At 44.7% G+C, this 22,223-nt stretch carries 20 protein-coding genes; 16 read left to right on the top strand and 4 right to left on the bottom strand.

Annotation, left to right across the window (positions count from 1 at the left end):
- Positions 1–235: 235 nt before the first annotated feature.
- From BMW94_RS19865 to BMW94_RS19855, 3 genes are read left to right on the top strand one after another with little or no spacing between them, the layout of a single operon-like run.
- Entirely contained in the window at positions 236–1,159 is a 924-nt protein-coding gene (locus BMW94_RS19865; protein WP_091000673.1) for an ABC transporter permease, read from the top strand.
- Between the two features lie 40 nt (positions 1,160–1,199).
- Positions 1,200–2,096, top strand: coding sequence for a carbohydrate ABC transporter permease (locus tag BMW94_RS19860; protein ID WP_254790313.1), 897 nt, complete (start codon positions 1,200–1,202; stop codon positions 2,094–2,096).
- Positions 2,097–2,135: 39 nt separating this feature from the next.
- The gene (locus tag BMW94_RS19855) at positions 2,136–3,749 is read left to right on the top strand and encodes a type 2 periplasmic-binding domain-containing protein (protein WP_091000672.1); all 1,614 of its coding nucleotides are present in this window, start codon (positions 2,136–2,138) and stop codon (positions 3,747–3,749) included.
- A 78-nt stretch (positions 3,750–3,827) separates the two neighbouring features.
- On the opposite strand, the gene BMW94_RS19850 is transcribed toward BMW94_RS19855, so the two are convergent.
- The gene (locus tag BMW94_RS19850) at positions 3,828–4,091 is read right to left on the bottom strand and encodes a hypothetical protein (protein ID WP_063563578.1); all 264 of its coding nucleotides are present in this window, start codon (positions 4,089–4,091) and stop codon (positions 3,828–3,830) included.
- A gap of 248 nt (positions 4,092–4,339) precedes the next feature.
- Between BMW94_RS19850 and BMW94_RS19845 the strand changes: the two genes are divergently transcribed.
- From BMW94_RS19845 to BMW94_RS19825, 5 genes are all read left to right on the top strand, one after another.
- Positions 4,340–6,361 carry a catalase gene (locus BMW94_RS19845; RefSeq protein ID WP_091000704.1) on the top strand — a complete coding sequence of 674 codons (2,022 nt, stop codon included), beginning with the start codon at positions 4,340–4,342 and terminating at the stop codon, positions 6,359–6,361.
- Between the two features lie 105 nt (positions 6,362–6,466).
- The gene (locus BMW94_RS19840; protein ID WP_091000671.1) at positions 6,467–7,225 is read left to right on the top strand and encodes a TrmB family transcriptional regulator; all 759 of its coding nucleotides are present in this window, start codon (positions 6,467–6,469) and stop codon (positions 7,223–7,225) included.
- A 105-nt stretch (positions 7,226–7,330) separates the two neighbouring features.
- A complete protein-coding gene (locus BMW94_RS19835; protein ID WP_091000670.1) occupies positions 7,331–8,494 on the top strand; it encodes an MFS transporter in 1,164 nt (387 codons plus the stop codon).
- A gap of 82 nt (positions 8,495–8,576) precedes the next feature.
- A complete protein-coding gene (locus BMW94_RS19830; protein WP_091000669.1) occupies positions 8,577–9,164 on the top strand; it encodes a sugar O-acetyltransferase in 588 nt (195 codons plus the stop codon).
- A gap of 120 nt (positions 9,165–9,284) precedes the next feature.
- Positions 9,285–10,289, top strand: a complete 1,005-nt coding sequence (locus BMW94_RS19825) for an ROK family protein (protein WP_091000668.1) — start codon at positions 9,285–9,287, stop codon at positions 10,287–10,289.
- Between the two features lie 130 nt (positions 10,290–10,419).
- On the opposite strand, the gene BMW94_RS19820 is transcribed toward BMW94_RS19825, so the two are convergent.
- Positions 10,420–11,853, bottom strand: a complete 1,434-nt coding sequence (locus BMW94_RS19820) for a glycoside hydrolase family 1 protein (RefSeq protein ID WP_091000667.1) — start codon at positions 11,851–11,853, stop codon at positions 10,420–10,422.
- Between the two features lie 166 nt (positions 11,854–12,019).
- Here BMW94_RS19820 and BMW94_RS19815 point away from each other — a divergent pair, with 166 nt between their 5' ends.
- Together BMW94_RS19815 and BMW94_RS19810 are read left to right on the top strand one after the other, a co-directional pair.
- On the top strand, positions 12,020–12,988 hold the full coding sequence (locus BMW94_RS19815) for a LacI family DNA-binding transcriptional regulator (RefSeq protein ID WP_091000666.1): 969 nt from the start codon (positions 12,020–12,022) through the stop codon (positions 12,986–12,988).
- A 260-nt stretch (positions 12,989–13,248) separates the two neighbouring features.
- Positions 13,249–13,542, top strand: coding sequence for a DUF3817 domain-containing protein (locus BMW94_RS19810; RefSeq protein WP_091000665.1), 294 nt, complete (start codon positions 13,249–13,251; stop codon positions 13,540–13,542).
- 114 nt (positions 13,543–13,656) lie between these two features.
- On the opposite strand, the gene BMW94_RS30595 is transcribed toward BMW94_RS19810, so the two are convergent.
- Positions 13,657–13,794, bottom strand: coding sequence for a hypothetical protein (locus BMW94_RS30595; protein WP_175480774.1), 138 nt, complete (start codon positions 13,792–13,794; stop codon positions 13,657–13,659).
- A gap of 255 nt (positions 13,795–14,049) precedes the next feature.
- Between BMW94_RS30595 and BMW94_RS19805 the strand changes: the two genes are divergently transcribed.
- The 5 genes from BMW94_RS19805 to BMW94_RS19785 all read left to right on the top strand — a co-directional run bounded on the left by BMW94_RS19805 (position 14,050) and on the right by BMW94_RS19785 (position 20,171).
- On the top strand, positions 14,050–15,072 hold the full coding sequence (locus BMW94_RS19805) for a LacI family DNA-binding transcriptional regulator (protein WP_091000664.1): 1,023 nt from the start codon (positions 14,050–14,052) through the stop codon (positions 15,070–15,072).
- Positions 15,073–15,189: 117 nt separating this feature from the next.
- Positions 15,190–16,182, top strand: a complete 993-nt coding sequence (locus BMW94_RS19800; RefSeq protein ID WP_175480773.1) for an ABC transporter permease — start codon at positions 15,190–15,192, stop codon at positions 16,180–16,182.
- A gap of 15 nt (positions 16,183–16,197) precedes the next feature.
- Positions 16,198–17,085, top strand: coding sequence for a carbohydrate ABC transporter permease (locus BMW94_RS19795; protein WP_091000663.1), 888 nt, complete (start codon positions 16,198–16,200; stop codon positions 17,083–17,085).
- Between the two features lie 70 nt (positions 17,086–17,155).
- The gene (locus BMW94_RS19790; RefSeq protein ID WP_091000662.1) at positions 17,156–18,799 is read left to right on the top strand and encodes a type 2 periplasmic-binding domain-containing protein; all 1,644 of its coding nucleotides are present in this window, start codon (positions 17,156–17,158) and stop codon (positions 18,797–18,799) included.
- Between the two features lie 22 nt (positions 18,800–18,821).
- Positions 18,822–20,171, top strand: a complete 1,350-nt coding sequence (locus BMW94_RS19785; RefSeq protein WP_091000661.1) for a glycoside hydrolase family 30 protein — start codon at positions 18,822–18,824, stop codon at positions 20,169–20,171.
- Positions 20,172–20,472: 301 nt separating this feature from the next.
- Here BMW94_RS19785 and BMW94_RS19780 read toward each other — a convergent pair whose 3' ends face one another.
- Complete coding sequence (locus tag BMW94_RS19780; protein ID WP_091000660.1) at positions 20,473–20,871, bottom strand: hypothetical protein; 399 nt, start codon at positions 20,869–20,871, stop codon at positions 20,473–20,475.
- Positions 20,872–21,093: 222 nt separating this feature from the next.
- Here BMW94_RS19780 and BMW94_RS19775 point away from each other — a divergent pair, with 222 nt between their 5' ends.
- Positions 21,094–22,203, top strand: coding sequence for a glycosyltransferase family protein (locus BMW94_RS19775; RefSeq protein ID WP_175480772.1), 1,110 nt, complete (start codon positions 21,094–21,096; stop codon positions 22,201–22,203).
- Positions 22,204–22,223 lie beyond the last annotated feature (20 nt).

The raw sequence follows: 22,223 nt of genomic DNA, 5'->3' as shown, positions 1-22,223 counted from the left end.
CTTTTGATTCATAAGTCCGGATTACACACACGAAAGTCTGGATAACGATATGATTTTTGCTTGTAAGCATCTTGGTTACTTGTAAAGTTCATGGATGGAACCATAGAAGTCCGAATAACGTCCTTAAGCGGTCCGGTAAACCCAATGTGAAGCAGTTTATACTGAAGCTATTCCAGAGATGACAGGTCCTACGGGAGAGCAGCATCAGTATATTTACAGGAGGGAAGGAAGAACCATGAGGACCAATCCACTTTATATGGGAAGAACGTTGGAGAGAATCAGGCGAAACTGGGGCCTTTACGTTTTGCTTTTTCCAGCGGTTCTGTTGACACTTTTATTTGCCTACAAGCCGATGTACGGCGTATTAATCGCTTTTAAGGACTACAGTCCGGCGTTGGGAATCGGAGACAGCCCTTGGGCTGGATTCAAATACTTTGAGAAATTCTTTCATTCCTATCAATTTACCAATACGATACGTAACACACTTGTGATCAGTCTGTACAGCTTGGCTACTTTTCCGATCCCAATTATGCTTGCACTACTGGTGAACCAGATGAGAGCCGGAAGATTCAAGAGGCTTTTTCAGACAGTCTCCTATATGCCTCACTTTATTTCAACGGTAGTTATGGTTGGGTTGATGCTGATCCTGTTCTCGCCAAGTACAGGGCTCGTTGGCAATATGTATCAGCTGTTTGGAGCACAAGCACCGGACTTAATGGGTTCATCAGCTCTGTTCAGCAGTGTGTATGTATGGTCTGACGTGTGGCAGCATGTCGGTTGGGATAGCATTATCTATATTGCCGCGCTGTCTGCCGTAGACCCAAGCCTCTATGAAGCGGCCACGGTTGATGGGGCAAGTCGATGGCACAAGGTTCGTTATATTGATATTCCGATGCTGCTGCCGACTGCCATCACGCTGCTTATTCTGCGGGTAGGCGGATTACTGGGCGTAGGATTTGAGAAGGTGTATCTGATGCAAAATGACCTGAACATTCTCTCAAGTGAGATTCTGTCTACTTATGTATACAAAATCGGGTTACTGAGCAGCCAATACAGCTTCTCCTCAGCGATCAACCTGTTTAATACCGTCATTAATTTTATTTTGCTTATTCTGGTCAACCAGTTGTCCAAGAAATACAGTGAAAACAGTCTATGGTAGGGGGGAGACAAACAAGATGAGCGTTATGGAACCGGCAGCAATGACCAGAACTCCCCGTACAAAACGTCGACCACGTGTTACGGTTGCAGAAGTTGTACTGTATGCCTTTGCTGTTCTTTTTCTGATTGCTATCATTTATCCGATCTATTTTATTGTCATCGCCTCGTTCAGTGATCCTTCATCTGTGGCTAACGGACAGGTGTGGGTGTTCCCCAAAGGCTTCACACTTGAAGGGTATAGGGAACTGCTGCGACACGAAAATATCTGGATCGGATATCGAAATACCATTCTGTATACGGTGGTGGGAACACTCTTCGGGCTTGTCGTTAATATTTCGGCGGCTTATGCATTATCGAGAAAAGATCTGGTCGGGCGCAAATTTTTCTCGCTGTTCTTTATCTTTACGATGTTCTTTAGCGGGGGCTTGATTCCAACCTTCCTGACGATCCGCGACTTCCATCTCTATAACACGTTCCTCGTGATGGTGCTTCCCTTCTCCGTGGTGGTTTTCGACATGATCGTCGCCCGGACATTTTTCCAGACCAGTATTCCGGGAGATTTATGGGAAGCTGCCCAGATCGATGGCTGTGGTAACCTGCGGTATTTTGTACTCATCGTATTGCCGCTGTCCAAAGCAATCATCGCCGTCCTCGGACTATGGATTGCTGTAGGGTATTGGAACTCCTATTTTAATGCCTTGATTTATCTAAAAGATCCGAATCTGTATCCGCTGCAACTAATTTTACGTAATATCCTCATCACGAATCAGATGCAGTCTGGCATCGGTACAGGAGAAGCAGCACAAGTTGCCCTGCGTCTTGCCAATTTGATGAGGTATTCCGTTATTATCATCGCTACAATTCCGATCATGTGTGTGTATCCGTTCATCCAAAAGTATTTCAATCAGGGGGTGATGATCGGCGCAGTGAAGGAATAAGGCGGGTTGAAATTCATTACGAATCAAGGGGGTTCCCAAATGGGGAAAAAGATAGGCAAGAAGTTATTCACCAAAATGAACAGCCTGCTTCTCGTGTCGGCCATGTTGGTCAGCGTTGTTGGCTGTAGTAGTGGAAATAGTAGTGAACCTGCGGAGACTACGATTTCAAGTGATTTTAACCAGGAAGGTCTGCCGATTGTCAATAAACCGGTCACACTCAAGGTACTGACGGTTCGTTGGGGGAATATGGGAGACACTTTTACACAGAACCAATGGCTCAAGGATTTGGAGAAGGAATCCAATGTGAAGATTGAGTGGCAGGTCATGTCCTCTAATGACTGGGGGGAGCAGAAATCCATTATGCTTGCCAGTGGTACACTCCCGGACATTATCTTGGGTGACCAGGTGTTCAGCGATTCGGACATTGTAAACAACCTGAGCTATTTCCGTCCACTGGATGAGTACATTGACTCGTATATGCCCAACTTGAAGGCTGCTATGCAAGAGACGCCAGATATGAAGAAAATCAGTACGTTTCCTGATGGCAAAATCTATTCTATGCCAACAAGACTGCCTGCCCGTCCGAAGAGCCGGAACCAGCCTGTAATTAATAAGGCTTGGCTTGATAAGCTGGGGCTGAAAGCACCAACGACAACAGAAGAACTCTACCAGGTGTTGAAAGCGTTTAAGGAAAAAGATCCGAATGGAAATGGAAAACAGGACGAAATTCCGTACACGGAAACGGGTCTGAATGTGGATTTCCTCAATCCATTCGGAATCACTGACATTAATGCCAGCAGTATGATTGTGCAGGATGGTAAACCGGTCTTCTTCCCAACGACTGACGCCTATAAAGAAGCTCTTATTTATACACACAAGCTGTATTCAGAAGGGTTGATTGATCAGGAACTGTTCACACAAGACAATACAATGACATCAGCCAAATGGCAAAATGCAGACATTCCAATCGTTGGCTTCAGCAACCAGTGGACACCTGATGCGGTGTTTGGCAAGTGGAGCGACCAATACGAAGCGATTGCGCCTATTGCCGGACCTGATGGCAAACGTTATCAGCCAGGGGATCCTGGCGGCATGAATCTGGCCCGTAATGAACTGCTGATTACAAGTTCATGTACTGTTCCAGAAGTAGCGGCACGCTGGGCTGATCAGTTCTATTCCAACGAAGCCAGCATTCAGAATTTCTGGGGTGCGATTGGAACTGTAATCAAGAAAAATGATGATGGCACATATACGCTGATGGATCCGCCAGCAGGCACTAGCGCCGATGCTTGGTACTGGGATCAATCCCTGCGTGATTTCGGACCCAAATATGTAAGCCCTTCCTTTGAAGAGAAAATTAAGCTTAATCCGAAGGCTGGTGACGGACTCAAGCTGCAAATTGATCAGTTGGGCAGTGCCGATGTAACGACACCTTATCCGAAGGTTATGTACAATGCTGAAGAGTTCCAGGAACTGCCAACGCTGACAACGGATATTGACGGTTATGTAGCGACGATGCGAGCTCAGTGGGTAACCAAAGGCGGCATCGAAGACGACTGGGATGCTTATATCAAAAAGTTGAATGATATGGGACTTGAACAGTTACTGACCATCCGTAATGATGCCTTCGAACGTTATATGAATGTCAAATAGAGTGGAGTTCAGTCACATCATTCATTGAATAACAAACAGGTGCACTTCCTTATTGAAGGAGGGCACCTGTTTGTTCGTTTAAGATCTGCGTTTCAACAATAAAACGCCACTGATGCTTGATGTTTTTTTGCTATAGACCACTTTAAAACCAATATCATTGTCCAGCAAACAGTTTAAGGCATTAATTAGCAATGCACCACGCACCAGTGTGAAGGTACAAGGGGACGTGTTTCCAATCACACGGACACTTCTGATTCGGCGTGCAGAACCAGGAACGAGCGGATTTCTGGACCAGTAGATCAATACCAAATCCGGTTGTGGAACAGCTTTTACACTAGCCATCCTCATCATCTCTTTTCTATTAGATTCTTTATAGTAAATGAAAAGGAAATGAGGAAGGTGCTAGACAATGGACGCGATATTTCATAAATGGACAATCGCCAGCTATGCCTCATGGCAAAGCTCATGTTATCCGTATTTGTAATTCACACACATGATTCGGACCAAAGTATGGTGTATCAGTCAATCATAAGTGTACTTCCAGTCCCATACATATAATGCTGGAGGTGATTGGAATGAGCAAGGAACCGATGGATGAGAACAAAAAGATAGAACAGCGAAATGCCTTTCTTCGGGATAATAACGGAAAAGAAATGTCTTCCAACGAAGGGGTTAAAATATCGGATGATAGCAACTCGCTAAAAGCGGGGGATCGCGGACCCACGCTGCTTGAAGATTTTCTGATGCGTGAGAAACTGTCTCACTTTGACCGGGAACGCATTCCGGAGAGAGTTGTGCATGCCCGGGGATATGGAGCTTACGGTGAATTTGAGTTATATGAGTCACTTGAAGAGTTAACGATGGCACATTTTCTTCAGGATCCTGCTGTGAAGACACCGCTATTCGTTCGTTTTTCCGAGGTTGCAGGCTCCAAAGGAGTGAACGAAACGAATCGGGATGTGCGTGGGTTTTCAGTGAAATTTTATACGGAGGAAGGCAACTTTGATCTGGTCGGCAACAATATTCCGATCTTCTTCATTCAGGATGGGATCAAGTTCCCGGATCTGATACATGCGCTGAAGCCGGAACCCAATAATGAAATTCCACAAGGCTCCACTGCGCACGATACCTTCTGGGATTTCATCGCGAATAATCAGGAGTCGGCAGCGATGGTCATGTGGATTATGTCGGATCGCACGATACCGCGAAGCTTTCGAATGATGCAGGGATTTGGAGTACATACCTTCCGGCTGGTGAACAAAGAAGGCAAATCCAGATTCGTGAAATTTCATTGGCGGCCTGTACTTGGCATGCATTCTTTTGTGTGGGATGAGGCGCAGAAGCTGGGCGGGGCGGACCCGGATTTTCATCGCAGGGACCTGTGGGAGAATATCAATGCAGGCAACTTCGCAGAGTTCGAACTTGGAATACAGGTGCTGGAGGAAGCGGATGAATTCAGGTTTGATTTTGATATTTTGGATGCAACGAAGTTATGGCCTGAGGAAGACATTCCGGTACGCATCATTGGCAAAATGACGATTAACCAAAATGTCGAGAATGTATTTGCGGAAACGGAACAATCGGCATTCCATCCAGGCAACATTGTACGTGGCATTGATTTCAGCAATGATCCACTGCTTCAAGGCCGGCTATTCTCGTATACGGATACACAATTGGCAAGGGTGGGTACGAATTATCAGGAATTGCCGATCAATCGTCCCGTATGCCCTGTACATAACAACCAGAGAGACGGAGCTTCCCGTTACACCATTGATCGAGGAAGAGTCGCCTATCACGAAAACTCTATTGCCAATAATTCTCCCTATACTGTGCCCGGTACAAAAGGTGGGTTTGTAACCTATCCTTCCACGGTGCAAGGTCTCAAGGAACGGAAAACGGCACCTAGTTTCCTGGATCATTTCTCGCAGGCACGTTTATTCTGGAACAGCATGACAGGCGTGGAGAGAAGTCATATCATTCAGGCACTCACGTTTGAGCTTGGGAAGGTTAAGGACGTTTCGATTCGTCAACAGGTCGTAGATATGTTGGGAAATATCAGCACAGAGCTGGCTACCATTCTGGCCCGTGAGCTTGGAGTCGCTGTACCGAACGTTGCTGAATCTTCAGTGACAAAATCCTCCCCTGCGTTAAGCATGGGCAATACCGTGTTTTCTCCCAAAACGCTGCGCGTAGGGGTGATTGTCGGTGAGGGATTCGATGGTCCAAGCACGCAATATATTTTGAATGAGTTTAAGAGCGCGGGACTTCGTCCAGTCATTGTTCATGAAAGACAAGGTGTGGTGCATGGAACAGAAGGTGTGGAGCTCAAAGTGGACGATAGCTTCCTAACCGGATCACCCTTGGTATACGATGGACTGTTCGTTGTTGGAGGACAGAACCAAGATGAATATTTTCAAAAATACACCCGATCCTATGCTATTGAAACGTATAATCATTTTAAACCAATAGGAGCTACACCAGTGGGGGCAGTACTGATTCAGCCAGTCGGTATTATCGGCAAACCTGGCGTCATTGTGGAACAACAACCAGCGGCGTTTGCAGAGCAATTCATTCAAGCAATGACCCAGCAGCGCTTCTGGAATCGAACGTAGCCAGCCTGGGTGCTTTTGAACAGTGGGATAAACTGGACATGGGAAGTTCAGGCGTCTAAACTGTATAGAACGATACAACCAAGAAGGGATGCGCCGATCCAAACCATGTTGCAGAAATTCGGTTTTACACAATATGAAAGTCAGGTATACGAGGCTATATTCGCGCAGGATGTACCGCTCGATGCCACATCCATTGTTAATTACTCCAATGTACCCAAGGCTAAGATATACGAAGTGCTTAATCGTCTTATTGATAAAGGGACGGTCCTAACAACTATGCATGGGAAGAAAAAATTGTATATGGCGGTTGATCTTCAGTCCATTATCCTCAAAATAAGAGCCGACTTTGAGAAAGATATTGAGGAGTTAAAGACATATAAAATCAAACGTACATTCACAGATGAACATATCTGGACGTTGAAGGATGCATCATCCATTGCATCGAATATTGAACAGCTTATTGAAGAAGCGGATTCATCTATCCTTTTTCTGGCGTGGAACGAGCAAATGGAGAAATACCGGGAGCTTCTGGAGAGAAAAGAGGCAGAAGGGGTATATGTGGAGGTCCTGGCTGTAGGAGGACTGCAAACGTCTCTAACCCGTAAATATTCGTTAATCCCTATGCTTGAGGACAGTAAACTTGAGCCTTCGCAGCTAATTATTGTTGACCATGGCTATCTCTTGTTTGCAGGAATCGAACATGATTCATGGAAGGCTATCAAGACAACGTCCAAACCGATTGTTAAAGCCATGACGGATTATTTCTATCATGACGTCGCTCTTACTCAAATTACCAAAAAATACGGCGACCAGCTGCTTCAGGACGAAGAAATCGCACGTCTGTTGGCGCGATTAATTTATTAAAACGATGGTTCCAAAGCTATTCTTTCGGAGAATAGCTTTTTTGTATTGAAATCCTCTCTTAATTAAGTTACTATCGTAGTTGTAACTTTTGAGGAGGATTCAAAAATGAATAAAAAAGTATATGTCCTGGCAATCGCGGCATTTGTGGTTGGTACCGTTGAACTCATTTTAGGCGGGATTCTGGACTTGATTGCAACAGATCTTCATCTAACCTTGGCCAAAGCCGGGTATTTAATTTCCATCTTCTCACTCGTCTATGCGTTATCTGCGCCTATTTTGTTAAATATGACGGCTAGATTCGAACGTAAAAAAGTATATATGTGCACTTTATTCGTTTTTCTAATCAGCAATCTCATCTCTGCGTTCAGTGCCAATTTCTATATTCTTTTGGCAGGCAGAGCATTGGGGGCCGCAACGGGCTCTCTGATTTTTGTCCTGTCTTTGACGCTCGCAGCTCGTATTGTGGAGCCCCAATATAAAGGGCGTGCTGTGGGGATTATCACGATGGGAGGAAGTGCTTCACTGATCCTGGGTGTACCTCTCGGAATCTTTGTGGGTAATCTCGCTGGATGGCGTGAAGTGTTTATGTTGATCGCGATTTTGACTGCAGTAGTCATGGTTGCCATTGGCATTGCCATGGATCGTGTGCAGCCGATTCCGGCAGTATCCCTGAAGAAGCAGCTTACTGCTCTATGGAATCCGAAAATGCTGGCAATCCATGTTACAACATTGCTTGTGCTTGCAGGACACTTGACGTTATATGCTTATTTCACACCATTTCTCCAGGAAGCGCTGGGAGCCAGCTCAACAATGGTCACCTTTATCTATATGATGTTTGGTATCGCTGCTGTGGCAGGGGGAGGAATCGGCGGCATATTATCAGATCGCTTGCACCCAGCCAAAGCCATTATTATCGTGCTGATACCCTTTATCATAAGCATGGCGGTTATTCCATTTAGTACCGGGTTGCCTTTAATTGCCTTCTTGATTCTGCTAAGTATCTGGAGTGCATTAAGCTGGACCGTTACACCGGTACAGAATAGTCTGATTATCAAAACCTCACCGGCAACGGCTGAAACGTTAATTAGCACCAATTCAGGCATTGCACATGCTGGTATTGCTCTCGGAACCTATATTGGTGGGGTGGTTATCGATCATTCGACCATTATATATACAGGATGGGTGGGATCGGTTCTGATCCTGATGGGTCTGGTGTCGGCCGTTTACGCAATTAGTCGCAAGGAGCAAACCGTTCATACGGTTACTTGATTAATTGAAATTAACCCCTATAATTAAAATAGTTTTATAAAGTGTTTTAATATATAGAGAAGAGCTGGAGGCACAAGAATTCATGACAGAAAAAGAGAAATCACAACTGGGACTGCTGTATAATGCGAATTACGACAAAGAATTAATTGATGAGCGTTTGTACGCGAAGGGGCTTTGCTACGAATATAATCAGCTTCATCCAGGCAAAATTACCGAGAGAGAAATGCTAATTAAAAAGTTGCTTGGAAAAACGACGGATCGTTTTCTGATCGAGCAGCCGTTTGTATGTGACTATGGCTATAACATTGAAATTGGTGAGAACTTCTATAGCAATCATAATATCGTTATGCTGGACGGAGCCAAAATCAGCTTTGGTGACAACGTTTTTGTTGCTCCGAACTGTGGGTTCTACACTGCGGGTCATCCTTATGATGTGGAACAACGTAATGAAGGTCTTGAAATTGTAGGTCCCATCACAGTGGGCAATAATGTATGGATCGGCGGCGGTGTGACGGTGCTTGCGGGTGTGACCATTGGAGATAACACCATTATCGGGGCAGGAAGTGTAGTTACCAGAGACATTCCTTCGGATGTAATTGCTGCGGGTAATCCATGCAGAGTGATTCGCAAAATAACGGAAGCAGACAAAACGAAGTATAGCAGAGGCTAAATACGGAAGTGTATACGAACCCTTAGAATGCCCGATGTTTTTTCATCGGGTGTTTTTAAACCCTTTGAAGATATTGTATAGTTACTACATTGGAGAAGAAACGATGGAGTAGGGGTGCTTATGAAAATAGCGAACGCGTATTTGATGAAAGAAATTAATATAAACCATGTACGCCAGGTCATGAAAAGGGTGGAAACAGCAACCAAGCCACAACTGGCCTCCTTGACCAAGCTCAGTGTAGTAACCGTCAATTCACTGGTCAAAGAGTTGTGTGATCTGGGTGAACTGTTTGAGGACGAGACCGTGCCTTCCAACGGGGGAAGACCTGCATTAACCTACAGATATAATTACGATTTTAGCTTGGCTTTGGTCATGTATATCAACGAAAAGCAGGGGCAGGATCTGATCACAGCCACTGTCATTAACTTAGAGGATAACATGGTGTTCAGAGAAGAATATACGATGCACGCCTTTGACCAGAGACACTTCTATGAAATCATTGGGAACGTACTGGCTCAACATGCTTCCATTAAAGTCATCGGTATCGGTATTCCGGGGCAAACCGTGAATGGAGAAATTACGGTGAGCAGTCACCGGCAGTTAGAAGGTGTCCGCATGATTGAAGATCTTGAAGCACAGTTCGGATTACCAGTCATGGTGGAAAATGATGTGAACGCTGCAATTAGCGGATATTGCGCAAAAAAAGAGTTAGATGAGGATCAATGTGTCATCGGAATTTATTTTCCAACTAAATATCCTCCAGGCATGGGCATTTATGTGGACGGTAAAGTGATCAAAGGAAAACTTGGTATGGCCGGGGAGGTCAAATACCTTCCTATGGGAGTTGATTGGTATGATACAGTGGAGAAGGAAGCGTTTATTGCAACAGTATGCAAAATGATTCAAATGGTAAATGCGATTCTTGCTCCAGACCAGGTTGTGATTTACCAGAAGATGGTTGAGAAAGATGCAGTGGTTCATGCATGGCAAATGTATCAAGCCGAGCTGTCGATGCCATCTGATCCTGACATCATTCTGATCGATTCCTTCCAGGAAGACTTTGAAGCAGGGATGAGATGGTTAACGTTGAAAGCATTGGAACCGGACCTGGTCCAATTCAACTGAAGACGGGACTCCCATATTAATAAAAATCCCTCAGCAGAAAACAATACATTATCACATTGTATACCAATGCATGTCCTTGTTTTCTGCTGGGGGAGAGCAGGAATGCACCTGCTACAGCTGTAACAATTCCTTAACGTTTTAGGCTCTTGCCGTTACTGCCAATGACATCTTTGTACCAGTGGAACGACTTTTTGCGATACCGATCAAGTGTTCCTGAACCATCGTCATGGCGATCGACATAGATGTAACCATAACGCTTTTTCAATTGTGCTGACGAAGCACTGACCACATCAATACATCCCCATGACGTATATCCCATAACTTCAACGCCGTCTTCAATGGCTTCTGCGACCTGAACAAGATGATCATTCAAATACTGAATGCGATAGTCATCTTCAACGGTCTTCTCACCATCAGGTCCGGTAATAAGCTCGTCCACAGCGCCCAGTCCATTTTCTACAATAAAGAGTGGTTTCTGATAACGGTCATAGAACATATTCAAAACATAACGCAGTCCTTGCGGATCGATCTGCCATCCCCATTCACTTGCAGGCAAGTAAGGGTTAGGTATACCTCCAAGCAGGTTACCTTCACCTGCAACTTGTTTATCCGGATCAGCCGTTTGGCAGATACTCATGTAATAGCTGAAAGAAATGAAGTCGACGGTATGGAGCAACATGTCTTCGTCGCCATCTTCCATCTGAATCTGGATTCCATTTTCACGGAAGTAACGTTTCATGTATCCAGGATAGCGGCCTCTCACATGTACATCTCCGAAGAAGTAATTGCTGTGTTCGAATTCCATCACTTTAATCATGTCATCGGGATTCGGCGTTAGCGGATAGGTCGGCATACTGAGCATCATACAACCAATCTGTGCAGTTGGAATGATCTCATGACAGAGTTTCACAGCAGAAGCACTCGCTACAAACTCATGGTGTATTGCCTGATAAAGATTCTGCTTGCTCAATTTCTCTTTTGGTGTGTAGATCCCACCGCTCATGAATGGTGCTTCCAGAATCGAATTGATTTCGTTGAACGTGAGCCAGTATTTCACTTTATTTTGATAACGTTTAAATACAGCAGTCACATAACGCTCGTAGAAGCCGACCATCTTCCGATTAACCCAGCCATCATATTCCTTGGAGAGATGGAGAGGTGTCTCGTAGTGGGAAAGGGTGACCAGTGGTTCGATTCCGTATTTAAGACACTCGTCAAAGAGATCATCATAGAATTGAAGGCCTTCTTCATTGGGTTCCAGCTCATCGCCTTTAGGGAAAATACGGGACCAGGCGATGGAAGTACGGAATACCTTGAATCCCATCTCAGCGAACAGCTTCACGTCTTCTTTATAACGGTGGTAGAGGTCAATCCCGATCAGTTTCATGTTATCTTCAGTCGGTTCTTCCGTAATGGGACCCATGATACCTTTGGGAGCCACATCCTGAGTGGACAAACCTTTGCCACCTAAATTATATGCACCTTCAGCCTGGTTGGCGGCAATCGCACCACCCCACATAAAGTTTTCGGGGAAATGAAATGATGGATGTTGAGAATGAGTCATGTGTATCGCTCCAATCGTTATGAATTCATTGTGAATATTACATACAGCAGCACTGCATAAAAAAAGCTTAATCGTTGGAACGGGTTACACGTCAAGTTTTACTTTTTATTTATTTTGAGGCAAACTGTAATTCATCATAGAAAGTCAGCAAGAAAGGAGACTTCATGTGTCCAAGTTCGATGAAATTATGAAGCTGTCCGGCTACTCGAAGGCCACGGTGTCCAGAGTGATTAATCATTCACCACATGTGAGTGACGAGGCCCGGCAGAAAATAACCGAAATCATGAAACAACTAAATTATATCCCAAACCGAAATGCGGTTTCGTTATCCACTGGACAGACCAAGCAAATTGGGATTGTCACATCGGCTACCAACGAAATTATTATTACGTTCATGAATCAATTCATTGATACAGCGATGGATTATGGATTCCAGACCCTGATCTATACTTCGCGTGGAGATAAAGAGATTGAATTGCAGGCGTTCGAGGATCTGCGGAGTAAACGGGTAGATGGACTGGTGATTATGACCTGTGTCAATCATCCAGACAAACTGAAAGCCTACTGCGAGTATGGTCCGATTGTATCCTGGCAGCGGATGGGGAATGACGAAATTCCGTCAGTGGCTATGGACCAGGCGCAAGGCTACAGGCTAGCTCTTGAACATCTGGTGTCCAAAGGCTATACCCGCATTGCCAATGCCTTTGGCAGAGCAGAAAGCCTGAATACCCAGAGTCGGCGTGAAGCCTATGAATCATTTATGGCAGATAAGGGTCTGCCTGTATGGCGTGAAGCTTATCAATATTCCGTGTTCAGTTCATCTGACGGAGAAGAGGCGATGCGAAGAATGGCAAGTGGGCCAGAACTTCCTCAAGCTGTGTTATGTTCGAATGATTATGCAGCAATCGGAATCTGGTCCGAAGCACGCAAACAGAATATACAAGTTCCCCAAAAACTTGCTATTGTTGGTTTCGATGACATTGAACTGTCCCGTGTGCTTGGAATAACGACCATACATAATCCAATTGCAGAACAGGCTACCCAGGCCTTTCATCGATTATGGGCCGTCCTTGGCAAGCAGGAGCTACAGCCTCAACAATTGGAATTTCAACTGATTGAACGTGCTACTACCTAATTTTTTGGGGGAAGTACATAAACATATCATTGCTTACGAATTCATACACCATTTTAAAACTCTCAACAATACCTGCACGGATAGTTCAGTCATTAATTATTCAAAATTGAAGCATTTCCGAACCAGAACCATGCGGTATACTGAACAAGACGTTTCAAGAGAAGCTGCATGATTACAGATGATGTGGCTTCAAGTTGAAACATCTTGTAACAAGTTACATATTTCACAAACTAGCTGCTGGAAAGGTGAGATTGAACAGGATGAAGACAGTCACAGGTCGTTTCAGAATTGCAGGCAATTGGGAAGGTGTATCCTTACTGCTGTTGATTTTTGTAGCCATGCCGCTAAAATATTTAGCCGATATGTCTTCCCCGGTAATGATTATGGGGATGATTCACGGTATTCTTTTTCCGTTATATCTGATTACGCTTGTACATTTGGCTGTTGTGAAGAAGTGGAAAGCTTCACGCTGGTTCATGGGATTGGTAGCAGGCGTATTGCCTTTCGGAACATTTGGTTTCGAATCCTATCTTCGCAAGAGAGAGTGGAAGTAAGAATTGTTGAAAAGAATGATGACAATGACAGCAGGCGGCCAAATTCGGATGTTATCCGAACTGGTCGCCTGCTGATTTTCTGTGCAAATTCTTTCTTGGAAAGAGTGCGAACGCTTATTTTACAGTGCCTGATTGACGATCCGATAGCAGGCTAACTCCAATATCACCAGAGGCATCAGATGCAGGTGCATACGCGGAGAAGGAGATAACAGCAATCAGGGCAGTAAGCAGAAAAAGAAATGATTTTTTCATACAATAACCTCTTTTCATTTGGGATGATCTTCCAACTTCATTTTAATGCAGATAGGCTGTGTTTGAAAAGAAAATGTTTAAGCGAGCGCGAATCTGGCCGAAAGGGTGACCCTTGTGAAAGAACATAATGCCATAACATTCATAGAGATGTTCGAAGATATGATTCAACAAAATGAATTAAGTGTTGTGTTGAAAACGGTTTTATGCTAATTTAAAATATATAAAAACGTTTTTATAGCAAAGGACCAAAAAATTATGGGAAAGATTACAATTAAAGATGTTGCAAGGGAAGCCGGAGTATCCATTTCTACGGTTTCTAACGCCTTGAACGGCGTGGATGTCTTAAACCCGGAGACCAAGTCACATGTCCTGAAGGTGGCAGAGCGTTTAAACTACGTTCCCAACCTGAACGGCAAGCTGCTAAAATCCGGGCAAACCAAAATGCTGGGCTTTTTCACCACAAGTGTGTCGGGCCCGTATTTTTATAAGCTGGTTGAATCCATGTCTCGCGAATGCGATCGTCTGGGCTACGGGCTGAATGTATTTGTGACCAAGGATAAGCAGGTCATTATGAGTAATATTCTGGGTCGGCGTGTGGATGGCGTCATCATCTACGAAGAACTGCGGATTGATGAGCAGGATATTATCGCTATGGAAAAAGACAAGATCAAGGCTGTATTTCTGGACCGGGTCTATCAGAGCGATACGATGGGAAGCGTCATTTTTGACTCCTATGTGGCAGGTTACGAAGCGACCAAGTATTTAATTGGGCTGGGACACAAGAAAATTGCCTACATCTCCGGCGTGGACACGATGTTTGACAGTAATCAGCGTAGAGATGGATATCTGGCCGCTTTGCGTGAGTACCAGCTTCCGCTGGATGATGATTACATCTTACAGGGATATTTTGAGGAAGAGGGCACCTACAGTGCGGTAAAATCTTTTCTTCATCTGCATCCTGCCAAGCTGCCTGATGCTTTTTTAGCAGGAAATGATGTGAGTGCAATTGGCTGCATCCATGCGTTGAAGTCGCATGGCTTCGAGGTTCCTCAGGATGTAAGTGTAGTAGGCTTCGATGATATTGATATTGCCCAATACTTCTCCCCACCATTAAGTACCGTAAGAAACCAGATTGCAAGGCAGGGTATCCTGGCGGTCAATCACCTGGTTCGCATGATCAAAAAGAAGGAACATGGGGTTTCACAGAAACTGGCGGGTGAACTTATCATACGGGGATCAAGTCATGTGAAGATGGACCGGAGTGATTTTTCAACATAACTGATGCAATCATTTCCGGTCTTTTTTAATTATAGATTTGAGATTAGGGGGTTTTTTTGTCAGAGAATAAAAACGTTTTTATGATGAAATGCTTAAGTTGGAGGGGAGCAAAAAAGCGTGAGTAAATTAGCCGTAGAGACGTCGTCAACCGGTAAAAAGCCTGTAAGACCGGGGGGAAGGAAGCCAGTCGGACAAAGAGTAAAAGAGTTCGTCATCGATTATCGAAGACAATGGGAAATTCAATCGATGATTATACCTGGCATCATTTTTATGATTATTTTTTGTTACATTCCCATATACGGATTGACGATTGCATTCAAAAATTACACCGTTATTGATACGCTGTCTAGCGCACCATGGGTTGGTTTGGAAAATTTCAGAATCATTATGTCAGACAAATACTTCTGGGATGCTGTAGTGAATACGCTGGGGATCAGCTTTTTGAAATTGGGTATCGGGTTCGTCATTCCCATTATCCTGGCGATCATGATCTATGAATTAAACAGCGGACGCTTCAAAAAGTTCGTGCAAACGGTTTCATATCTACCTCACTTTCTGTCCTGGATCGTACTGGGGGGTATGCTTATCACCTGGTTTTCAACTACGGGATTGTTTAATCAGCTGCTACTTAGTCTGGGACTGATCTCGCAGCCGCAGAACATTTTGCTGGATGCAGGCAAGTATTGGTGGATTGCAGTGTTATCCGATATTTGGAAAGAGGCCGGCTGGGGAACAATTCTGTATTTGGCGATTATGTCGAAGATTGATCCTACGTATTACGAGGCAGCGAAAATTGATGGTGCAAGCCGTCTCAGACAAATCTGGAATATCACGTTGCCCAACATGAAGTCGATCATTAGCCTTAATCTGATCCTTACTGTAAGCGGTTTACTTGGTTCCAATCTGGACCAGACGCTGGTTCTGATGAACTCGCAAAACCGTGATAAGGCAGAAGTGATCAATTCGTATGTATATCGTATGGGGATGTCACAGGGTGACTTTTCGTATGCTACCGCGGTTGGTCTGGGCGTCTCGATTGTGTCCGTTATTCTGTTGGTCACCGCGAACAAAATTACAAGCAAATTAAACGATAATCAATCTGTGCTGTAGAAGGAGGCATCCCGTGTGAATGGAAAGGTGGCTAAAGAAGATCTCGATAGTCGGATCTTTGATACCTTAAATATTATTTTACTCGTTATTTGTACTGTTGTTATTGTGGTTCCACTCTGGAATGTCATCATCTCTTCTTTTAGCTCAGGCAAGGCTTTGGCGGAAGGCGGGTTCATCTTCTGGTCACCGGAGTTCTCGCTGGAGAATTATAGAGCCGTGTTCAACGATTCAAATATCTGGCAAGCGTTCTTCATCTCCGTATCCAAAACAACAATCGGAGTCGTTACACACGTGTTCTTCTGTGCCATGGTCGGCTACGGTCTGAGCAAAAAGCACATACGTGGCCGTAAACTGTACGTTGCCATGGGGGTTATTACGATGTTCTTCTCTGGCGGAATGATCCCAACGTACCTATTGATCAAATCACTCGGCCTGCTCAACAGCTTCTGGGTGTACATTATTCCGGCATTGTTCAGCTTCTATGATGTCGTCATTCTGATGAATTTCTTCCGGAATGTACCGGATTCCCTGGAGGAGTCAGCCAAAATCGATGGTGCAGGAGACTGGCATATTTTCCTCAAAATCTTCATCCCGCTGTCCATGCCAGCGATGGCAACCATTGCCTTATTCAATGGGGTGGGGCAATGGAATGACTTTATGACAACCAAGCTGTACATTACCGATCAGTCTCTGTATCCATTACAGATGATGCTGTATGAGATTATTGTTCAGTCCCAAACGCAGTCGATGCAAAATATCGGCGGTTCAGCAGTCATCGAAACAACGACAAAAGGGGTGCAACTGGCCACGATTGTTATTACCACACTGCCAATCATACTGATCTATCCCATCCTTCAAAGATACTTTATCTCGGGTATGATGCTGGGTGCAGTCAAGGAGTAAGGGAAATCCAAGCATGTTCGAAAGTTCGCTCTATTCAATATTTCTCACCTAACCTTAAGGAGGAAACAATATGTTCAAGATGAATAAGGCAGCAGGCAAAAAAGGAGTTAAGCTGTGCGCGGCATTTCTGACAGCGGTGCTGATGATTACAGGCTGCAGTGGCGGTTCAGGGGGTTCGAGCGAAGGGAACTGGGTTTCCATTGAAGATCGCTATACAGTCGATCCAGAAAAACCAGCCTGGCAGCTTGATAAAAAGGAAGAAGCTACGGACCTTACCTGGTATGTTAATGCGGACTGGTGGAACACGGATTTCGGTAAAGACATTGTGACCAAGAAAATCAAGGAAGATCTGAACATCAATATCAAATTCATTACAGGTGATGACACGAAGTTAAATACATTCTTTGCCGGTGGCGACATGCCTGACCTGCTGACCGTGTTTGACTCCAATTCCCCTGTGGTGCAAAAAGCTGCAACGTGGGCTATGCCGCTGAATGATCTTGCGGAGAAATATGATCCATACTTCAACAAGGTCGCGGCTGCCGATACCCTGAACTGGTTCCAACTGGCTGATGGCAAGACGTATGGTTATCCAAACTACTCCAATACGCAAGCCGATTATGATAGCGGCAACATCCCAGCCAAAACGGCATTTATCATCCGTAAAGACGTATACGAAGCTTTGGGAAGCCCTGTCATGGGAACGCCAGAGGAATTCGAAAATGTAATGAAACAGATCAAGGAAAAGTTCCCTACGCTGATTCCATTTGGTTTTAACTCGATCGGGGAAGGAACAGGTTCACTCGGAGACACGTTGCAAGATTTCATTGGCGTGCCGCTTGAAACTGAAAATGGAGAATTCTATGACCGCAATCAGGATGAAGATTATCTTACGTGGTTGAAGACTTTAAACAAGGTATACAGAGACGGAAATATCAGCGATGACAGCTTTGCTGATGATGGTACGGCCTTTGAGGAAAAAGTGAAATCCGGAAAATATGCAACGATGCTGCTGGATGGTACACCTCAACAGGGAGGAAATCTGCAAATTTATCTGAGTGCCAATGAAGGCAAAGAGTATGTTGCCATAGATGGACCACAAAGCACCAAGGGTAATGCACCGACACTCAATCAATCCGGTATTACAGGCTGGATGATCAACTTCATCTCCAAAGACGCCAAAGATCCGGCCAAAGCCATTCAAATCTTTACGTACCTGCTGAGTGAAGAAGGTCAGCTTCTGATGAACTATGGTATTGAAGGCGAGACGTATAAAAAGAATGCAGACGGTACGGTTGAGCTGCTGCCAGCTGTGAAAGACCTGCAGCTGCACAACGCGGACAAATTCAAGAAGGAATACCGGATGGGTGAATTCATGTTCTTTGGTCATGACCGTCACAAAGCACTGAGCGCGGATGCTTTCCCGGAAGCGATTAAACAAATGCAAGAGTGGGGCAAAGGGAAACTGAAACCACACTTCATTCTGGAGAATATTAGTCCGAATCAAGGAACCCCTGAAGCACGTGCGTTGTCTGCGATCAATGCCAAGTGGAATTCAACACTGGTAAGCATGGTACGTGCCAAAGATGATGCCTCTTTTGACAATGCGCTCGCCGCTTACAAGTCATTTTTAGGTGAAAACCGTTGGGATGACATCCTGAAGGTACGTAGTGAGAAGATGAAACAAAATAAAGAGAAATTGGGCATCCAATAAGAGGAATGTGGAGGGAAAGCATATGACGAAATTCAAAATGTACAAATCCACGGGAGAAGATGCATTGTTTGTATCTGTGTCCCAGGATCAATTGAAATCGCAGGACTCCAGCATGGAGACAACGACTATTCTTCTCGATGATCAGCAAACGTATCAGGAAATGGATGGTTTCGGGGCTTCTTTTACCGACTCAGCGGCCTATCTGATCAACCAGATATTAAGCGAAGAGCAGAGAGCTGAAGTCATGACCCGGTTGTTCCATCCCGAGGAAGGCATTGGATTGTCGGTCATCCGCAATCCGATGGGAGCTTCAGACTATGCCAGAACGGTATACAGCTATAATGATCTGCCAGAAAATCAAACGGACCCGGATTTATCCGGGTTCAGCATTATACATGATGAAGCGGATGTTATTCCTTTGACTCAGAAGGCTTTGGAGCTGAATCCTGATCTGAAGCTGTTCGCTTCACCTTGGAGTGCCCCGGGCTGGATGAAAACAAGCGGCTCGATGATTACAGGTCAACTGAAAAATGAGTGGTATTCGGCGTATGCGGACTATTTTGTGAAATATATTCAAGCCTACGCATCCCATGGATTGCCTATCCATGCCGTAACACCACAGAATGAGGCACTTTATGAACCAGGACATTATCCCGGCATGTTGATGCCAGCTGAAGCACAAGCAGACTTTATCAAAAATCATCTCAAGCCGGCTTTGGTACGCAACGACATTCAAACCAAAATCCTCTGTTATGATCACAACTGGGATCGTCCGGATTATCCGTTGACCGTACTTGATGAGGCAGCAGATGAAGTGGATGGAGTCGCGTGGCACTGGTATGGGGGCGAAGCCTCAGCACAAACTAAGGTATATGAAGCCTTTGCTGGTAAAGAGGTACACTTCACCGAAGGATCTGGTGGGGAATGGATTCCTCCATTCGAACAAGCTTTCTCCAATGTGATCAGAACAGGTATTGAGATTCTTCGCAATTACAGCAAATCTTTTGTACTCTGGAATATGGCACTGGATGAGAACAACGGTCCTACCGTTCCTGGCTTCGGGAAAAGTACGTGCCGAGGCATTGTGAAGGTTAACCAGCAAACGAAAGAGCTTACCTATACACTAGACTATTATGCTCTGGCTCATTTCAGTGCATTGATTCGTCCACAGGCTGTGCGGATTGACTCTTCCTCCAATGAGGCATCCATTCGTTCCGTTGCCTTCAAAAATATGGATGGTTCGATTGCCGTCGTTCTATTCAATGATGGGGAGCAAACCGGAAATGTGCAGGTGAACCTTCGCAATGATGAGCTTTTACACCTGCAATTGGAATCCAAAGGGGCCTTGTCCATTTTGATCAACCCTGAATAAGTCGTCTTAAGGTGCAAACGAACCTACTACACCTTAAACGGCGAATTTTTAAGGAATGCACATTTTAACGAACCTCAGTGACGTTATTCCGTCACAAAACGGCGTTAACACCTTAAAAATCGGCCTCATTAACGAAATAACGTCTCTGTGATTCGTTAGATTACAGACATGGACTAATAAGAGCCAATAGCGTGTACCAGATTCGTTAAAACAAAATAACGATAACAAGGGGATGTCCGTCGTCATATTCATGACTTTGGAGACATCCTCTTTATACTACTTTCTATATTACGTGAAAAACCTACACGCGTTGAATCGCTAGATTTGGTGTTCCTCCGCTCTCATCAATAAACAGAACATACTTATTCCCGCTAGTGCCTATTAACACTAGACCCGGCTGATTGAGTACACCGGGATTATAATATAACAGTTGCTGGATGAGTGGCAAGGCAACTGGAAGAGTCGGCTGATTCATGGCCATGAGCTGTGTTGTTGCTTTTACACTGTCTCCTGCCTCGATAACCCCGCCGACACCCAGATTATTTGTAATGGAGGAGCTGTCGTTAATCTGCAAGCTGCCAGCAACCGTCTGTTCTCCATTCACCTGCAGATCCAGGCCAATGGTTACATTACCGTTTACCTGCAAATCCTGATTAATAGTTTGATTTCCCGTGACAAGAATGCTATCGAATGTTGGCAATCATATCAACTCCTATCTGGTTTGATATATTTTATGAGGACAAGAACCGGATGGACACGGGGTTGTGGCACATTTAAAGACACGGGTGAAGCCCATCTTTGAATAGTTAAACACCTAAAAATGAGGCGATAGAAACCTAGCCAAAGACAAATGCATATTGTAGGCAATGAGAGTTAATCCGCTTCGTGATTGGAGGGTATGGTCATCAAAAAAAGGAGGCGTATGCTAGCCAAATCCCAAAAGAATCGGCGTCCTGTCCAGCATCCCAATCAACTATACCTCAGACAAATGAACGCAAGATTGAACCGAAAACTTAAATCAATCCGGCATCATCTGGTGGTACAGCAATCGGATCTGCAGCAGCATCTTATGAAAATGATTCAGGACGGTAAGGAACAGTCCATGGATAGTAAAGACAATGGGAACATTTCGGATTCTCCCCGTGTTCATTATAAACAGCTGAAGGTCCTCCTGATTACTCCTGCAATAGAACGAAAAGGCTCTGCGAAATCTATTATGATTGAACAGAGCTTGAGGCATTTGGTTCAACATGTTAATGAAATCAAAACGATTCAGTCGTTGGCAGATCATACGGCAGGGCAGGATTTGGATTTGATTCTGGTACTGGATGGAGAAGATGCTCTGTCAAATCAGAATATGGAAGCGTTGAGGACATCCTCTGCCAAAAAGGCGATTTGGTTGTCGGACCAGTCGGATGTAAAACAGTTGGAATCAATCATCCCTTTTTTTGATTATGTATTTACACAGCATTCGACCCAGATTCCCTCCGATCAGCATATGGTGAATGTCTCATGTCATGCAATACCTTTTCCACCGAATCCCACAGTGTTCTGTCCACAGGTGGTGGGAAGAGAATATGAATCCGATGTTTATATCATTGGGGATGCACACCCTGGCAGCTGCCTGTATGCTCTTGCAACTCATGCGTCGTTATCGGATAAAAGAGTGCGAGTTGAAGGACAGGGGTGGGAGAGATTCGGTGCATTTGTGCCCGTGAAACCTCATGAGATTCGGGAAAAGTTATACAACGGCACCAAACTTGTTGTTCAGGAAAAATTTTCCGTTAGACGTATCATGGAAGTAGCTGCGTGCGGCACATTTCAACTTATTTCGGCTTCTTCAAGCGGGCCCTTGAACACGGATGACTTCCAACGCTATGCAACATTTGAAGAACTCGTACAGAAGCTTGGACATTATTGGGACCATGTGGATCAACGAAGACTGGCTGCCTCCCGGGCACTTTCTTATATGAAGTACAATCAATCCTATCTTCATAAAAGTTTGCAACTTATGGATATTATTTTCCAATGAATATGTCTGTTAATTGGAGG

It is taken from the genome of Paenibacillus sp. OK003 (assembly GCF_900109515.1).
Taxonomy (GTDB): domain Bacteria; phylum Bacillota; class Bacilli; order Paenibacillales; family Paenibacillaceae; genus Paenibacillus; species Paenibacillus marchantiae.
The sequence above is the reverse complement of the archived record's forward strand: the minus strand, read 5'-3'. Positions and strand labels throughout refer to the sequence as shown.

What these genes read in the sequence shown, in the direction of transcription:
- BMW94_RS19865 (WP_091000673.1), top strand. Translation starts at nt 236, where the DNA reads ATGAGGACCAATCCACTTTATATGGGAAGAACGTTGGAGAGAATCAGG.
- BMW94_RS19860 (WP_254790313.1), top strand. Translation starts at nt 1,200, where the DNA reads ATGACCAGAACTCCCCGTACAAAACGTCGACCACGTGTTACGGTTGCA.
- BMW94_RS19855 (WP_091000672.1), top strand. Translation starts at nt 2,136, where the DNA reads ATGGGGAAAAAGATAGGCAAGAAGTTATTCACCAAAATGAACAGCCTG.
- BMW94_RS19850 (WP_063563578.1), bottom strand. Translation starts at nt 4,091, where the DNA reads ATGGCTAGTGTAAAAGCTGTTCCACAACCGGATTTGGTATTGATCTAC.
- BMW94_RS19845 (WP_091000704.1), top strand. Translation starts at nt 4,340, where the DNA reads ATGGATGAGAACAAAAAGATAGAACAGCGAAATGCCTTTCTTCGGGAT.
- BMW94_RS19840 (WP_091000671.1), top strand. Translation starts at nt 6,467, where the DNA reads ATGTTGCAGAAATTCGGTTTTACACAATATGAAAGTCAGGTATACGAG.
- BMW94_RS19835 (WP_091000670.1), top strand. Translation starts at nt 7,331, where the DNA reads ATGAATAAAAAAGTATATGTCCTGGCAATCGCGGCATTTGTGGTTGGT.
- BMW94_RS19830 (WP_091000669.1), top strand. Translation starts at nt 8,577, where the DNA reads ATGACAGAAAAAGAGAAATCACAACTGGGACTGCTGTATAATGCGAAT.
- BMW94_RS19825 (WP_091000668.1), top strand. Translation starts at nt 9,285, where the DNA reads ATGAAAATAGCGAACGCGTATTTGATGAAAGAAATTAATATAAACCAT.
- BMW94_RS19820 (WP_091000667.1), bottom strand. Translation starts at nt 11,853, where the DNA reads ATGACTCATTCTCAACATCCATCATTTCATTTCCCCGAAAACTTTATG.
- BMW94_RS19810 (WP_091000665.1), top strand. Translation starts at nt 13,249, where the DNA reads ATGAAGACAGTCACAGGTCGTTTCAGAATTGCAGGCAATTGGGAAGGT.
- BMW94_RS30595 (WP_175480774.1), bottom strand. Translation starts at nt 13,794, where the DNA reads ATGAAAAAATCATTTCTTTTTCTGCTTACTGCCCTGATTGCTGTTATC.
- BMW94_RS19805 (WP_091000664.1), top strand. Translation starts at nt 14,050, where the DNA reads ATGGGAAAGATTACAATTAAAGATGTTGCAAGGGAAGCCGGAGTATCC.
- BMW94_RS19790 (WP_091000662.1), top strand. Translation starts at nt 17,156, where the DNA reads ATGTTCAAGATGAATAAGGCAGCAGGCAAAAAAGGAGTTAAGCTGTGC.
- BMW94_RS19785 (WP_091000661.1), top strand. Translation starts at nt 18,822, where the DNA reads ATGACGAAATTCAAAATGTACAAATCCACGGGAGAAGATGCATTGTTT.
- BMW94_RS19775 (WP_175480772.1), top strand. Translation starts at nt 21,094, where the DNA reads ATGCTAGCCAAATCCCAAAAGAATCGGCGTCCTGTCCAGCATCCCAAT.